The 12,910-nt window shown below is 63.2% G+C and carries 18 protein-coding genes; 16 read left to right on the forward strand and 2 right to left on the reverse strand.

Annotated features, from left to right (window positions below; translation table 11 throughout):
• Positions 1-263 precede the first annotated feature (263 nt).
• The 4 genes from HGP13_RS13720 (at position 264) to HGP13_RS13735 (ending at position 2,656) form a co-directional block, all read left to right on the forward strand.
• Positions 264-677, forward strand: coding sequence for a DOPA 4,5-dioxygenase family protein (locus HGP13_RS13720; RefSeq protein ID WP_172226038.1), 414 nt, complete (start codon positions 264-266; stop codon positions 675-677).
• Positions 678-761: 84 nt separating this feature from the next.
• On the forward strand, positions 762-1,037 hold the full coding sequence (locus tag HGP13_RS37865) for a hypothetical protein (protein WP_246707359.1): 276 nt from the start codon (positions 762-764) through the stop codon (positions 1,035-1,037).
• Positions 1,038-1,227: 190 nt separating this feature from the next.
• A complete protein-coding gene (locus HGP13_RS13730; protein WP_246707360.1) occupies positions 1,228-2,028 on the forward strand; it encodes an SDR family oxidoreductase in 801 nt (266 codons plus the stop codon).
• The gene (locus tag HGP13_RS13735) at positions 1,916-2,656 is read left to right on the forward strand and encodes a sigma-70 family RNA polymerase sigma factor (protein WP_246707361.1); all 741 of its coding nucleotides are present in this window, start codon (positions 1,916-1,918) and stop codon (positions 2,654-2,656) included. The genes HGP13_RS13730 and HGP13_RS13735 overlap by 113 nt, the downstream gene beginning before the upstream one ends.
• Positions 2,657-2,737: 81 nt before the next feature.
• Here the strand turns inward: HGP13_RS13735 and HGP13_RS13740 are convergent, their stop codons facing one another.
• Together HGP13_RS13740 and HGP13_RS13745 are read right to left on the reverse strand one after the other, a co-directional pair.
• Positions 2,738-3,106 (reverse strand): response regulator, encoded by a 369-nt coding sequence (locus HGP13_RS13740; protein ID WP_172226044.1) that lies wholly within the window; start codon positions 3,104-3,106, stop codon positions 2,738-2,740.
• A gap of 16 nt (positions 3,107-3,122) precedes the next feature.
• Positions 3,123-5,381: a PAS domain S-box protein gene (locus HGP13_RS13745; RefSeq protein ID WP_172226046.1), complete on the reverse strand. Its 2,259-nt coding sequence runs from the start codon at positions 5,379-5,381 to the stop codon at positions 3,123-3,125.
• A 400-nt stretch (positions 5,382-5,781) separates the two neighbouring features.
• Here HGP13_RS13745 and HGP13_RS13750 point away from each other — a divergent pair, with 400 nt between their 5' ends.
• The 12 genes from HGP13_RS13750 (at position 5,782) to HGP13_RS13805 (ending at position 12,894) form a co-directional block, all read left to right on the forward strand.
• On the forward strand, positions 5,782-5,925 hold the full coding sequence (locus HGP13_RS13750; protein ID WP_172226048.1) for a hypothetical protein: 144 nt from the start codon (positions 5,782-5,784) through the stop codon (positions 5,923-5,925).
• Between the two features lie 96 nt (positions 5,926-6,021).
• Positions 6,022-6,213, forward strand: coding sequence for a hypothetical protein (locus tag HGP13_RS13755; RefSeq protein ID WP_246707362.1), 192 nt, complete (start codon positions 6,022-6,024; stop codon positions 6,211-6,213).
• Between the two features lie 361 nt (positions 6,214-6,574).
• Positions 6,575-6,727: a hypothetical protein gene (locus tag HGP13_RS13760; protein WP_172226050.1), complete on the forward strand. Its 153-nt coding sequence runs from the start codon at positions 6,575-6,577 to the stop codon at positions 6,725-6,727.
• A 168-nt stretch (positions 6,728-6,895) separates the two neighbouring features.
• Positions 6,896-7,864 (forward strand): hypothetical protein, encoded by a 969-nt coding sequence (locus HGP13_RS13765; RefSeq protein ID WP_172226052.1) that lies wholly within the window; start codon positions 6,896-6,898, stop codon positions 7,862-7,864.
• Positions 7,864-8,898, forward strand: a complete 1,035-nt coding sequence (locus HGP13_RS13770; protein WP_172226053.1) for a hypothetical protein — start codon at positions 7,864-7,866, stop codon at positions 8,896-8,898. Before HGP13_RS13765 ends, HGP13_RS13770 begins: the two co-directional genes overlap by 1 nt.
• Before the next feature lie 122 nt (positions 8,899-9,020).
• Positions 9,021-9,746 carry a gamma-glutamylcyclotransferase gene (locus tag HGP13_RS13775; RefSeq protein WP_172226055.1) on the forward strand — a complete coding sequence of 242 codons (726 nt, stop codon included), beginning with the start codon at positions 9,021-9,023 and terminating at the stop codon, positions 9,744-9,746.
• Positions 9,747-9,845: 99 nt separating this feature from the next.
• Positions 9,846-10,169, forward strand: coding sequence for a metalloregulator ArsR/SmtB family transcription factor (locus HGP13_RS13780; protein WP_172226056.1), 324 nt, complete (start codon positions 9,846-9,848; stop codon positions 10,167-10,169).
• Entirely contained in the window at positions 10,166-10,597 is a 432-nt protein-coding gene (locus tag HGP13_RS13785) for an SRPBCC domain-containing protein (RefSeq protein ID WP_172226058.1), read from the forward strand. The genes HGP13_RS13780 and HGP13_RS13785 overlap by 4 nt, the downstream gene beginning before the upstream one ends.
• 76 nt (positions 10,598-10,673) lie before the next feature.
• Complete coding sequence (locus tag HGP13_RS13790) at positions 10,674-11,066, forward strand: VOC family protein (protein WP_172226060.1); 393 nt, start codon at positions 10,674-10,676, stop codon at positions 11,064-11,066.
• Between the two features lie 38 nt (positions 11,067-11,104).
• Positions 11,105-11,311, forward strand: a complete 207-nt coding sequence (locus tag HGP13_RS13795; RefSeq protein ID WP_172226062.1) for a hypothetical protein — start codon at positions 11,105-11,107, stop codon at positions 11,309-11,311.
• Positions 11,308-11,700 carry a DUF1801 domain-containing protein gene (locus HGP13_RS13800; RefSeq protein WP_172226064.1) on the forward strand — a complete coding sequence of 131 codons (393 nt, stop codon included), beginning with the start codon at positions 11,308-11,310 and terminating at the stop codon, positions 11,698-11,700. Before HGP13_RS13795 ends, HGP13_RS13800 begins: the two co-directional genes overlap by 4 nt.
• A 102-nt stretch (positions 11,701-11,802) precedes the next feature.
• Positions 11,803-12,894, forward strand: a complete 1,092-nt coding sequence (locus HGP13_RS13805) for an acyltransferase family protein (protein WP_172226066.1) — start codon at positions 11,803-11,805, stop codon at positions 12,892-12,894.
• Positions 12,895-12,910: the final 16 nt, after the last annotated feature.

The following is a 12,910-nucleotide window of genomic DNA, read 5'->3' on the forward strand; positions in this document are numbered from 1 at the left end:
CAATGGCGGTGCCTGTCGACTTCCCTCCAGTTGACGCGACAAAAATTTCTTCTCGGACGGGGCTGTCCGGGAGCCATGCAAAAGCTGCGTCGTTGATAAGGGAAGTCTCAAATGCCAGCCATACACAATATCGCGAGCTATGGTGGTGCCAGCCATTGCTGGTCATCGCGGCAGGGGCGCGACCCTCTGGATGGTTGGGTGGCCTTGCTTAAGTCCGCGTTCTTGGGCTCAATGGCCGGACACGTTGCGGGGAGGGCATCGAGATGAGCGAAGACAGTCCGCGGCCGCTGGCGGAGATCGCCAGCTATCACGCCCATATCTACTTCGACGGGCAAACCGAGCGGCAGCGTGCCGAATGGCTGCGTCTTCGCATCGGCGAGCGGTTCCGCGTGCGCCTGGGCAATTGGCACGACCGGCAAGTCGGCCCGCATGACCAGCCCATGTACCAGGTCTCCTTCGCCAAGGAGATTTTCGGTTCGCTCGTTCCGTGGCTGATGCTGAACCATGGCGGCTTGAGCATCCTCATCCACCCGAACACGAGCAACCCCAAGCGCGACCATCTGGTCGACCCGGTCTGGATCGGCCGGCCGCTGGGCGTGCATGGCGACACGCTTCCGGACGATCACGAGGCGGAAGAGGCGCTGGAGGTCAACACCGAACCGTCGCTGCCGGCGTAGGGGTTCCGCGCCAATGAGGCGGATGCCGTCGCTGGCCTGAGTGGCGGCTCGATCGGCCGTGACCCGGCCAGCGGCGCGCCGACGATGTTCCTCGACGGCGTGCCGGGCGCCCGCACTGCCGCCTTCCACGAGCCCTATAAGGACGATCCGATCCTCGGCGGCTGTTTTCACGGCTCGACCATCGTCACCGTTCCGGACCTGATCCGCTGGGTCGGCTTCCTCGGCCTCGGCATCCAGCCGCCATCGGCCGACTGGGGGCTGGCGATCGCCGACGGCTATGGGTTCCTGACCGGTGGGAAATGGTGGGTGGTGGTGTTCAATTCGGCCGCGATCATCTCGCTGGCGATGGCCACCGGATAGGGGCGTTTGAGAACAGCGACAAATAGGCCGCGGTCAGTCGAAAAGTTTGATCGGCGCAGCCTCGCAATGGTGCCGGCGCGCACGCAGGTCCGCTGCTCGGCATCGCGTCATGCGCCGGCCTCGCCGCATGGCTGACTCTTTTCCCAATGCTCAAACGTCTTAGCTACAGTGAAGCAATGGAGCAGGGTCGATGAGCCTCAAGGACAAGAAAATCGTGGTCACCGGTGGCAGACGGGGGCTTGGTCTCGGATTGGTGGAAGCGTTGGTCGAACAGGGCGCCAGCGTGACTGTCGTTGCGCGCGGCGCGGAGGCGCTGGAGGCGCTTGGGGTTCGGCTCGGGGTCGCCACCATTGCCGCTGACGTCACGGACGAGGATGCAGCTTATCGCATTCTGGGCGAGGTCCGCCCTGATATCGTCGTGCTCAACGCTGGCGCGACGCCCCGGATGGGGCGGCTGGACCAGTTGAAGTGGGAGGATTTCTCCGTTGCCTGGGAAACCGACGTCAAGGCCGGGCTCTACTGGCTGCAGGCGGCGCTGAACCTGCCGCTGAAGCCGGGCAGCCGGGTGCTGGTCGGGTCGAGCGGCGCCGCCGTCGCCGGGTCGCAGATGTCTGGCGGTTATGGCGGCTCCAAGCGTATGCTTTGGTTCATGGCCAAATATGCCAATGGCGTGGCGCAGGAGAAGGGGCTAGGCATCCGCTTCCAGGCGATCCTGCCGCGACAGATAATCCTCGGAACGGGGACCGGGGATGTGGCGGCCGGCGCCTATGCAGGCTCGATGGGCATCACGCCGGAAGAATTCATCACCCGCTTCGGCGCGCCGATGCCACCCCGCGCATTCGGCGACAGGGTGGTTTCCGTGCTGGAGGACCCGCAATATGCTCAAGTCCTGGCTGTTTCGCATCGCCCACAACGGCGCGCTAGACCTGTTGCGCAGCCGCGCGATCCGTGTCGCCGAGCCCATCGAGGCGGCGTTCGCAATCGCCGATGAGACCAAGGCCGATCCGGTGGAGACGTTGATGCGCAGGGAGGCGATCGAAACCGCTGTGTCGCGATTTGCCGAACTTCCAGTATTGCAGCGCAGCGCCGTCATCCTGAAAGACGTGCTCGACGAGCCGCTGGCCGAGATCGCCGCCCTGCTTGGCATTTCCGTCGATGCGGTGAAGGCGCATCTGGCGCGCGGCCGTGCCCGGCTTCGGGAGATCAACGCCAGGGCCGACGCGCTTCCCGATGCACGCATCGCCTCGGCCGCCGTGGTCCGCTACATCAGCCTGTTCAACCAGCGCGATTGGGATGGCCTGCGCGCACTGCTTGCCGATGACGTCAGGCTTCAGCAGTCCATGCACCCGGCGCGCTCGGGGGCCGCCGACGTCGGGACATTCTTCACGATCTATGCCAAGAGCGAGGGGCTGTGGCTTAGGCCGGCCTGGGTCGAGGGCCGCGAGGTGATCGCGGTGTTCGAAAGCCGGAACGCCCCGAAGCCAATTCACTTCATGTGGCTGGAGTGGCGGGACGGGCGGATCAGCTTCATCCGCGACTATCGCTATGTCGGCTATGTCGCCGATGATGCGGGGCTGGCGCTGGCAAGGGACATCCAGGTCTTGCGGGCGCGGGACTAACGTCTGATTTCCTTGAGCGCGGCCGGCAACACGTTACGCCAATTGCCATAAAGCCGTTTTAAAGGTTCCCTGGACTTAGTCCTAACCGAGCAACCCCTGGATGGTTGCCGCAACAGCTTCCGGGGCATAGGGCTTGGGCAGGAAGACGCCGCCGCTTGGCATCGCGTCCGCCGCCGGCTGGCGCTTGCCCGAGGTGATGATGATCTTGACCGGCGGCCAGCGGTCGCGCACGGCGGCGGACAGGCGCAGGCCGTCCATGGAGCCGGGCATGTCGATGTCGGTGAACAGGATGGCGATGTCCTGCCGGCTCTCCAGTATACGGATCGCCTGGTCGGCATTGCTCGCCTCCAGCACATCGTATCCCGCCTCGCGCAATTCATCGGCGATGGCGAACAGCAGGAAGGCTTCGTCTTCGACGACAAGGACAGTGGCGAGGGTCTGAGTGATCATGGCACGCCCTATGGTGTCAGTAAGGTGCTGTCGGCAATTGGGGCGCCGGTGCGTTCAACACGCATTCGACGCCGTCGGGGTGGTAGTCGATCCGCACCGAGCCGCCGAAATCGGTGCCGAAGACGCGTTCGATCAGGAATCGGCCGAAGCCGCGCCGGCTGGGGGGCGTCACCGGCGGGCCGCCGCTTTCGCGCCAGCGCCAGAGCAGCCGCTTTTCGCCCGGTGCCTCGGCCGATGGCTGCAGCGACCATTCAATCGACACCTTGCCTTCCGGTATGGACAGGGCGCCATATTTCAGCGCGTTGGTGGCCAGCTCGTTGACCGCGAGCGCCAGCGTCAGCGCCATCTTGGGATTGATCGGCAGCGCCGGGCCGGAAATCGAAATCTGTTCGAGCGGGAAGGTGGCGATGGTGTTGTCGACCACCTCGCGGATCGAGGCGCTGGTCCAGCGGGTCTTGTTCAGGATGTCATGGGCGTTGGCGAGCGCGCGCAGGCGCTCGTTGAAGGTGGCGCTCGCGGTGGCGATGTCGGTGTTGCGCAGCGTTTGCGAAGCGATGGCCGCGACCATCGCCAGGATGTTCTTGATGCGATGTTCGAGCTCGTGGGTCAGCAGTTCCTGACGCGCCTGTGCCTCGCGCCGGTCGGTGACATCCTGCATGACGCCGAACATCTTGACCGGCTTGCCGGTCTCGTCATGGACGAAATCGATGTGGCGCGACAGCCAGCGCAATTCGCCGGTGTCGGGCCGCCGGATGCGGTATTCCACGGCAGGCACTGCGGTGCCCTTCTCACGCGTTTCCTGGTTGGAGCGGACGTTCTTGTCGTCGGGAATGACGATGTTTTCCAGCACACTGATGTGCACGCTGTCGCGCGGCGACAGCCCCCAGAGACCCCAAAAACCCTCGGAGCCGACCACGGTTCCGCTGGCGATGTCGAGTTCGAGGGCTGCAATGCCGGCTGCATTCTGCGACAGCTGCAAGCGGCGCTCGCTCTGCAAGAGGGCCTGCGCCGCCTGCTTCTGGTCGTCGATATCGGTGTTGGTGCCGATCCAGCGCAGGATGACGCCGTCGGCATCGCGGATAGGGACGGCGCGCGCAATGAACCAGCGATAGATGCCGTCATGCCGGCGCAGCCGGAACTCCGTCTCGTAGAAGGTGCCGGCGGCAGCCGTCTGTTGCCACTTTTCCGCGGCCGCGACGATGTCGTCGGGATGCACGATGTCGGCCCAGCCTTGACCGTCAAGCTCGCCGGGCTTCGCGCCGGAATAATCGTAGACGCGCGGATTGAACCAGTCGAGCAGCCCATCCGGCGTCGCCGTCCAGACGTGGTTGGGCATCGCCTCGGCGAAGGTGCGGAACTGCATCTCGCTCTGGCGCAGCGCCTGTTCGGCCAGCAGGCGGTCGGTGACGTCTACACCCTGGACGAAGATGCCGAATACGTCGCCCGCAGGATTGCGCACCGGCTGATAGACGAGGTCGATGAAACGCTCTTCCGTCGGTGCGCCGGGCGTTCGCTGCAACTCTGCCTTCAGGGCATAGCCGATGAATGCCTCACCGGAGGTGAACACCTGATCGAGCAGTTCGAAGAAGCCTTGGCCTTCGACCTCGGGCAAGGCCTGGCGGACGGGCAAGCCGATCACGTCGCGGTGGCCGACCAACTGCATGTAGGCGGCATTGGTCAACTCGAACACATGCTGCGGGCCAGACATCATAGCCATGAAGCCCGGCGCCTGTTCGAACATCTGGCGCTGGCGGTCGCGCTCGCCGGCGCGCCAGCGCTCGGCGGCTACCTTGGCGGTCGTCTCGATGACGATGGCTATGACGCCGGCCGGTTCGCCGCTTTCGTCGAGCACCGGTGAATAGTCGAGATCGAGCCAGACCTGCTCGGGCTTGCCGGTGCGGTTCAGCGTCAGCACCTGCTCACGGTAGGCAAGCGTGCCGCCACCGAGGCAGACCTTCATGATGTTGTCGTTGAAGTCGGCCACCTCGGGCCAGCCTTCGCGCACTTTCGAGCCGAGCAATTGTGGATGGCGGCCGCCTGCGAATTCCGAATAGCCGTCATTGTAGATCATGACGCCGTCTTCGCCCCACAACATGACGATCGGCACGTTGGAGCGCAGGATCAGCGACACTGCTGTCTTCAGGCTCTGCGGCCAGACCTCGATCGGCCCGATCGAGGTTGAGGCCCAGTCGAATGTCGCGATCAGGCAGCCGAGCTCTCCGCCGCCGGCGAGGAAGGCGTGACGACGGTCCTCTATTGCATTGGTTGCTGGCATGGCGTCTCGTGGATCGGTCGGCGTTTGTTCAAGTTTCGTCTGGTCGTTGCTACGTGTCAGGCGCCGTGCGCCATCGACGATCGTCCACCATTAGCCGGCACAGCCCAGATGGCTTCGCGATACTGGCGCTGCCGAACTTTCCCGCATTCGATGAATTGTGATCATGCATGCCCCGACGTCCACAACCCGGGACAGGCCGATCGGTTCCAAATGCTCGGGAATTTTCCTTTGGATACCGGGCTTGGCCACGCAATGGTTGGCTATTCGATCGAATTTCTTTTCAAGTCGTTAATTCGGCCATGCTGTTAATAAGCTTCTTCTAATGCATGTCGGCCTAAACTGCCTAGCGGTTTTGGGATAACGACATGCGCGAAACTGATGGTTTGGCGCGGGGTACGCAATGACCAAGAATCTCGGCAACGCACGCTATATGCCGCCCAAGGACACAAAAAGTTCCTTCTTCAGCAAGGCTGCGCCGGCGCTGTTCCCGCTCATCGTGGCGGCGCTGGGATATATGATCGGGCGACAGTTTTTCGGCATATAGGTTTCGGCGCAGACGTTCGGACGGGCCGGATGCCACGCGAGATCCGGCTTTTTCTGTTTCGGCGAACAGCTGAAAGCGCGCTACGGTGCCAGCACCGTGCAGCTGTTTCGGCGAAGCGTCGCGCGCATCGGCATCGTCACGCCGGGCGTCTTCGCCGACAGCCGCTGGCGCGACGCTGTGGAGGTTATCGACTGCCGCGATTTCAAACCGCAAGTCCGCGCCTGGCTGCCGCACCGCCCGCCGGCCGGGCGGCAGAGCCGGCCGATCGAATTGTTCCGCGATGGCTGATTGATCGGCTCAAGGTGCAGCTGGTGTCGTAGGCCGGGTGAGGATTGCTCAGGAAAGCCGGGATCGACGCCGGGCTGGCGGCTCCACCACCGACCGCATCATGTTTGGGCACGGTTGGGAAATGATCTAAAAATGATCGGGATAGAGAGTTTTCTTTTATTCTTGCGTCAATAAGCCGGCGTAGTTCTTGGAAAAATCTCAGAAAGATTTTCAACTTAATTTGCGAGGCTACAGGTGATACTGCCGTACGGTTCTTGATCGGATTCATTTCTGGCGACAATCAAATCACTGCTTGACATTGGGGCAAGCCGAAGAGCTATCTTGGATTTCGATCGCAAGTTTGCGCGGAGGGAATCTGTACATGGATTTCATCGAGCAGTGGTTTGGTATCTCACCTGACGGCGGCGACGGATCGACGGAAGCTCTCTATATACTTGCCGTCGTCGCAGTATTGGCGCTTGTGTTCCACAAGCGCATCATACAGTTCGCGCGCGGCCTGTTCGCGCGTAAGTAGCCAAGGCATAGCCAGCACTACCGTCCAAGCTCCGTTTTAACAGTCAGATCAGAGTTCCAGGCGGCATCAGTCGTTGATCAGTCCCGAGCGCTGTTGCCGCGCGAATCCCGTTGCTGATCAGGTCGCTGCCCTGCGTTAGCTTCAGAGAGGGAGTCGATGCGTGGATTAGTGGCAGTCCTGCGAGCGCTGTTCTCCGCCTGGATTCCGGCGCTGATCGAGATGGCCCAGCGTTTCTGCCGCCGCTGGCGGTTGGGAGGCGACCGCCGGGTTGACCAGAAGGGGTCCCGGGCGCATTGCGTGCCGATCGACCACCCTGCATTTTGCCGGCCCGACCCGCTGATCTACGACCAGTACTATTTGATCGGCCTTGGTCTCGCGGTTACCTGGGACAATCCCGACATCGAAGTGCGCAGGGGTGGCGTGCCCGTTCCCGCCGGCAAGTTGCAGGCGGACACCGACTACGAGGTGCGCGTCCGCGTCTGGAACGCCTCGATGGACGCCGTCGTCGTCAAGATGCCGGTTCATCTGTCCTATCTGTCGTTTGGCATGGGAACGGTGTCGCATCCGATAGACACCAGGCCGGTTTCCGTCGGCGTGATCGGATCGGCCAGTCAGCCCGGGTTCGTCTCCTTCGACTGGCATACGCCGCATGAGGCCGGGCACTACTGTCTGCAGGCTTTGCTCGACCCGGCCGATGACGCCAATTTCGCCAACAATCTTGGACAGAAGAACACCGATGTCGGACTGGCGCAGTCGCCGGTGACCTTCCAGTTCGAGCTGCGCAACGCCACACGCCGGCCGCACCGGTACCGGTTCACCGTCGACGCCTACACCATCCCGCCGCTCAGCCCCTGCCGCGATGAGCGGCGACCGACCGAGGAAGCCGAAAAGGCGGAGCAAAAGCAGCGGCTCGCGGCGCACTTGCCGTCGGCTCATCCGCTGCCACCCGGCTGGAAGGTCGAGATTACACCCGATCAGCCGTCGCTCACACCGGGCGAACAGGTGACGGTCACGGCGATCGCCACGCCGCCGGCTGGCTGGACCGGCCGGCAACCCCTCAATGTGAATGCGTTCGACGAGGGTGACCGCGCCAGCGGCGGCGTCACCCTGACCGTCCTCAGCAGCGTGGAGGCATGATGGCCACCGACGACAAATCCTGGACCACGTGCACGACCGCCGACAAGGTCATCTCGGTCAACCAGTATATCAGCGCGGCCATCACCAGCGGCATACTCGCGGCCGCGATGGCCGTGGTGCTGATCGCCATGGGCGAGCCATGGTGCCTGCCGATCGCCCTGGTGGTGACCGGGATTGTCTGGATTCTCGCCTATTGCGACTGGTGGCTCAACAACCGGCTGGTGTGCCTCGGCGACAAGAGCCCGGTCAGCATCGTGGGCATGGTCATAAGCATCGAGCCGCCCTCGGAGAAGACCTGGCCCGGAAGCCTGGACTCGGACTACAGCCTCAACCTTTTGCTGCCGAACAACCCGGTGGGCGTCAGCCAGGCCGATGCGGACAACAGCGTTCCGTTCGGCCACCTGATGGCCGAAACCACCACCACCTCCTCCAAAGGGTTGCTGTTCACAGGCAATCAGGCAGTTGACAAGGCGACCGGGGTAACGTCCGAGGCGCTGCATGTGGAGTTCGAGGGCGCGTCGATCCACGATCTCCAGACCGTCAACATCCTCGCGCTGATCGCGGCGCTGGCGGCGCTGGCGATATGCATGTCGGGCATCGGCGTGGTCGTAGCCTATATCCTGGCATTTCTTGCCTTGCTTGCCGCGCTGTTTGGCGCGGCTTTCAGCAGTTCGGACACGGCCAGTCCGAGCGACGCCGGCCTGCCCAGCATCGAAACCAACAAGGGCGATGGAACCGGAGCGACGATCCTGGGTGTTACAGGCCGCTGGGTTTATGACGCCGGCCACATCCATGACAGCTTCCATGAAGGCCACAACGAACTGCACCCGGTCCAGCAGGCCCAGATTCTGGGAGGCCCGTGGGACGGCGACTGGCCGCCCGATATCGACGGGATCATTCGAGGATACCAGGATGGCTACGCGCAGTCCCAGGATCCGCTCACTAAGGAGCAGCAGGCAAAGCCAGGGTCCCGGTGGTCGGTCCACCCCTATATAGACGGCTGCGACGACGCGGTCCGGCGTCCTCCGCACTAGGGCGGACGCCAAAGAGCCCGCTGCAGTATGCACTACGCCGGCATCGATCGGTGGACTTACGTCGGTCGCCCTTGAGAATCCCCCAACCTTCGGCAACATGGCGGCAAAGCTGGGGGCGCAGGATGAGTAAGGCCATTTCCGCGGCGTTGGGGACTCCGCTCAAACCAACGATGGCGCTGACCGAGGCGTTGGTGGCGCGGACCATGCGTGTGGTCGAGGATGCCGGACCGACGCCGGGCATGGTCCACATGACCGACGCCGACTATGCGCGGTTTCGCGACGAGATCCTGGCCAGCGCGCCGGCGGGGCCGCTGAGACTGTTCGCCTATGGCTCGCTGCTGTGGAAGCCGGCCGGCGAGGTGAGGGGTGGCGAGAGGGCGGTAGCGCGGGGCTGGCACCGGTCGTTCTGTTTCACCGTACAGCGCTTTCGCGGCACGTTTGAGCAGCCCGGGCTGATGATGGCGCTCGACCGCGGCGGCCAGTGCCAGGGCATGGTGTTCGAGATCGCCGAGCCGGTTGCCGAAAATCTCGAAGTGCTGCTGCGCCGCGAGATGACGATCCTGCCCGCCGTCAACGTGCCGCGCTGGCTGCGGGTCAGCAGCGAGAGCGGGGCGGGCCAGGCGCTCGGCTTCGTCGTCGACCCGGCCAATCCGCGCTATGCCGGCAAGCTGGACAAGCAGGCGGTGGCGGCGACGTTGGCCAGGGCTGTCGGTCACTGGGGGTCGGGCGCGCAATATCTGTTCGAGACGATCCGCCATCTCGACGCCTGCGGCATTCGCGACCGCAATCTGTGGCAGTTGCAGGAACTGGTGGCGCGGGAGATTGGCCGCACCCTTTCTGCCACCTAGCGACCTGACCGTATTTTCGGGCGTTCCAAATCCCCGCTTGACGAACATATATCCCCGTGGTTATACGTCAACCAATAGCCAACGGGTTATCGATCTGACATGCCGGACGCTCATGACACGCTCTTCAGGACGCTCGCCGACCCGACCAGGCGGGCGATCTTCGAACGGCTGTGCCGCCAGGGGGAGCAGACGGTGGGGGCGTTGACGAGCCAGTCCGGCGTCTCGCAGCCGGCGGTGTCGAAGCATCTCGGCTTGCTCAAGCAGGCCGGGCTGGTGCGCGACCGCCATGAGGGCCGCCAGACGCATTACAGCGCGCAGCTCGGTGCGCTGGCGCCGCTGATGGACTGGACACGTGAGATGGCCGGGTTCTGGGAGAGCCGGTTCGACGATCTCGAGGATTTGCTCAAAAGGATGGACCAGTGAACGATAGTGCCCAGGAAACCCGCACTGTCGTCGTCGAGCGGCAGATTTCCCATCCGCCTGAAAAACTCTGGCGCGCGCTGACGCAACCGCATCTGATCGAGGAGTGGCTGATGAAGAATGATTTCAAGCCTGATGTCGGCCACCGCTTCAACATCAGCGCGGATTGGGGTGGCGTGCTCGACTGCGAGGTGCTGGCCGTCGAGCCGAACAAGACGCTGTCCTACACCTGGAACCTCGCGCATCCGGATCCGGCCTTTGATCTCAGGAGCGTGGTGACCTTCACGCTGACCCCGACATCAACCGGAACCCATCTGCGCATGGAGCAATCCGGCTTCCGGCCCGATCAGCGGCGGGCCTATGGCGGCGCCAGAACCGGCTGGCCGCAATTCTTCGAGAAGCTGGAGCAGCTTCTCGACCGGACAGACTGAGTTCCGCCGGCCGATCGAAAACCACAGCTGACTTCACCGGGCGGCTTGCCGCCAGCAAAACCTATGGAGAAAGACGATGAAGATCAAACTGACCAGCATCCATGTCGATGACCAGGAAAAGGCGCTTGCCTTCTACACCGGTGTGCTCGGCCTGGCCAAGAAGGCCGATTTCAGCAACGGCCCGTTCCGCTGGCTGACGGTCACCTCGCCGGACGAACCCGAAGGCACCGAGCTGCAGCTGGCGCTCAACGACAATCCGGCGGCCAGGGCCTACCAGATGGCGATGTTCGAGCAGGGCCAGCCGGCGGTGATGTTCTTCACCGACGACATCAAGGGCGACCATGAGCGCATCACGGCCAATGGCGGCACGTTCAGCATGGCGCCGACCGAGGTGACCGGCTCGACCATCGCCAAGCTGAACGATGGATGCGGCAATCTCATCCAGATCACCCAGCTGGCGCGCTGCTAGCGCGCCGAATTTCACGCAGTCTTTTAAGGGAGGTAATTTTGGACTGGAGCAAATGGATCAGGCAAGCGCATCGCTGGCTGTCGATCATCTTCACGGCAACCGTCGTCGCCAATTTCGCCACCATGGCGTTTGGGCAACCGCCGGCCTGGGTGGTCTATTCGCCACTGCCGCCGCTTTTCCTGCTATTGTTCAGCGGCCTTTACATGTTCGTATTGCCCTGTGTTGCGAAGAGAGAAACAGCATGACCGGATCGCAGGACAGCAAATCTCCCTCCGACCTGATCGACGGCAGGATCAAGGAACTTGGCGACTGGCGCGGCGAAATGCTTGGCCGCTTGCGTGCGCTCATTCATCAAGCCGATCCCGATGTGGTCGAGACGTGGAAATGGCGCGGCGTGCCGGTGTGGGAGCATGACGGCATGATCTGCACCGGCGAGACCTACAAGAGCGTCGTCAAGCTGACCTTCGCCAAAGGTGCTGCGCTGCCCGATCCCTCGCGCCTGTTCAACTCCAGCCTCGAAGGGAATACGCGGCGCGCCATCGATTTCCAACAGGGCGCTGATATCGATGAGGCTGGACTGAAGGCGCTGGTGCGGGCTGCGGTGGCGCTGAACACATCCAAGGCCAAACGCTAGCACTGCCACCACCCCGCGAAGACAGCCGTGTTTACGATCTGGGAAGCTTGCTGGTGCTAGATATCGCCGGATGATGGTTGGCCGGCCCCGGATGGATTCGCCATGAACAGCCCGATGCGCATGCCGTGGGTGGACACGGCCAAAGGTCTCTCGATCATCCTCGTGGTCATGATGTACTCGGCCTACAACACCGGTGAGTACACGGGCGGCGTCGGTTTCCTCCACTATGTCATCGGCTTCGCGACGCCGTTTCGCATGCCGGAATTCTTCTTGATCTCGGGCCTGTTCCTGTCGCAGGTGATCGACCGGCCGTGGCGGCGCTATATCGACCGGCGCGTCGTCCACTATCTCTATTTCTACGTGCTGTGGGCGATCATCTCGATCGGGCTGAAAATCGGCATCTTCAGCCGGGATCCCAGCGGCATGCTGCACGACCTCGCAATGGCCGTCGTCCAGCCCTATGGCGTGCTGTGGTTCATCTACATGCTGGCGGTGTTCGGCCTTGTCGCCAAACTTCTGCGGCAGTATCGCGTGCCGGCCTGGATCGTCATTGCGCCCGCCGCCGCCCTGCAGATGTGGGCGCCGCATCCCGACAGCTACGCGCTTGAACAATTCGCGGCCTATTTCGTGTTTTTCTACCTTGGCTTCGTGCTGGCTCCGTTGGTGTTCCGCCTCGTCGAATGGACGCAACCCCGCCCGATGCTGGCCGTCGCCGGCCTGGCTTTGTGGGCTGTTGTCAATGGCCTCCTCGTCTATTCGCCGGGCTATGCCATGCAGCCGGTCGGCATGCAGATGGGGCTGGCGGCATGGCCGCCGCTGCATCTCACCTTGGCCGTCGCAGGCGCCGTGGCGCTGTGCGTGCTTGGCGGCTTCCTCTGCACATTCGCCAGCATGGAATGGCTGCGCTGGCTGGGGGAACATTCGCTGGTCGTCTATGTCGCCTTCACCATCCCGATGTCGCTCTTCCGTGGCGCGGCGCTGGCCAGCGGCCTTTTGACCAACACCGGCATGCTCAGCCTGGCGGTGCTGCTGGTCTCGATCATCAGCCCGGTGGTGCTCTACCTCATCATCCAACGCGTGGGCTTCGGCATGTTCCTGTTCGAACGGCCGGCCTGGGCGCATATCGATAACAGCGCGCCGCAAGCGGCGCCGAAATCGGCGCTGCCTGCTGGCGCGCAATCGGGCCGGACATAGTCGAGCTCGCAAGAGG

The sequence above is a fragment of the Mesorhizobium sp. NZP2077 genome, from assembly GCF_013170805.1.
In the GTDB taxonomy this organism is placed as follows: Bacteria; Pseudomonadota; Alphaproteobacteria; order Rhizobiales; family Rhizobiaceae; genus Mesorhizobium.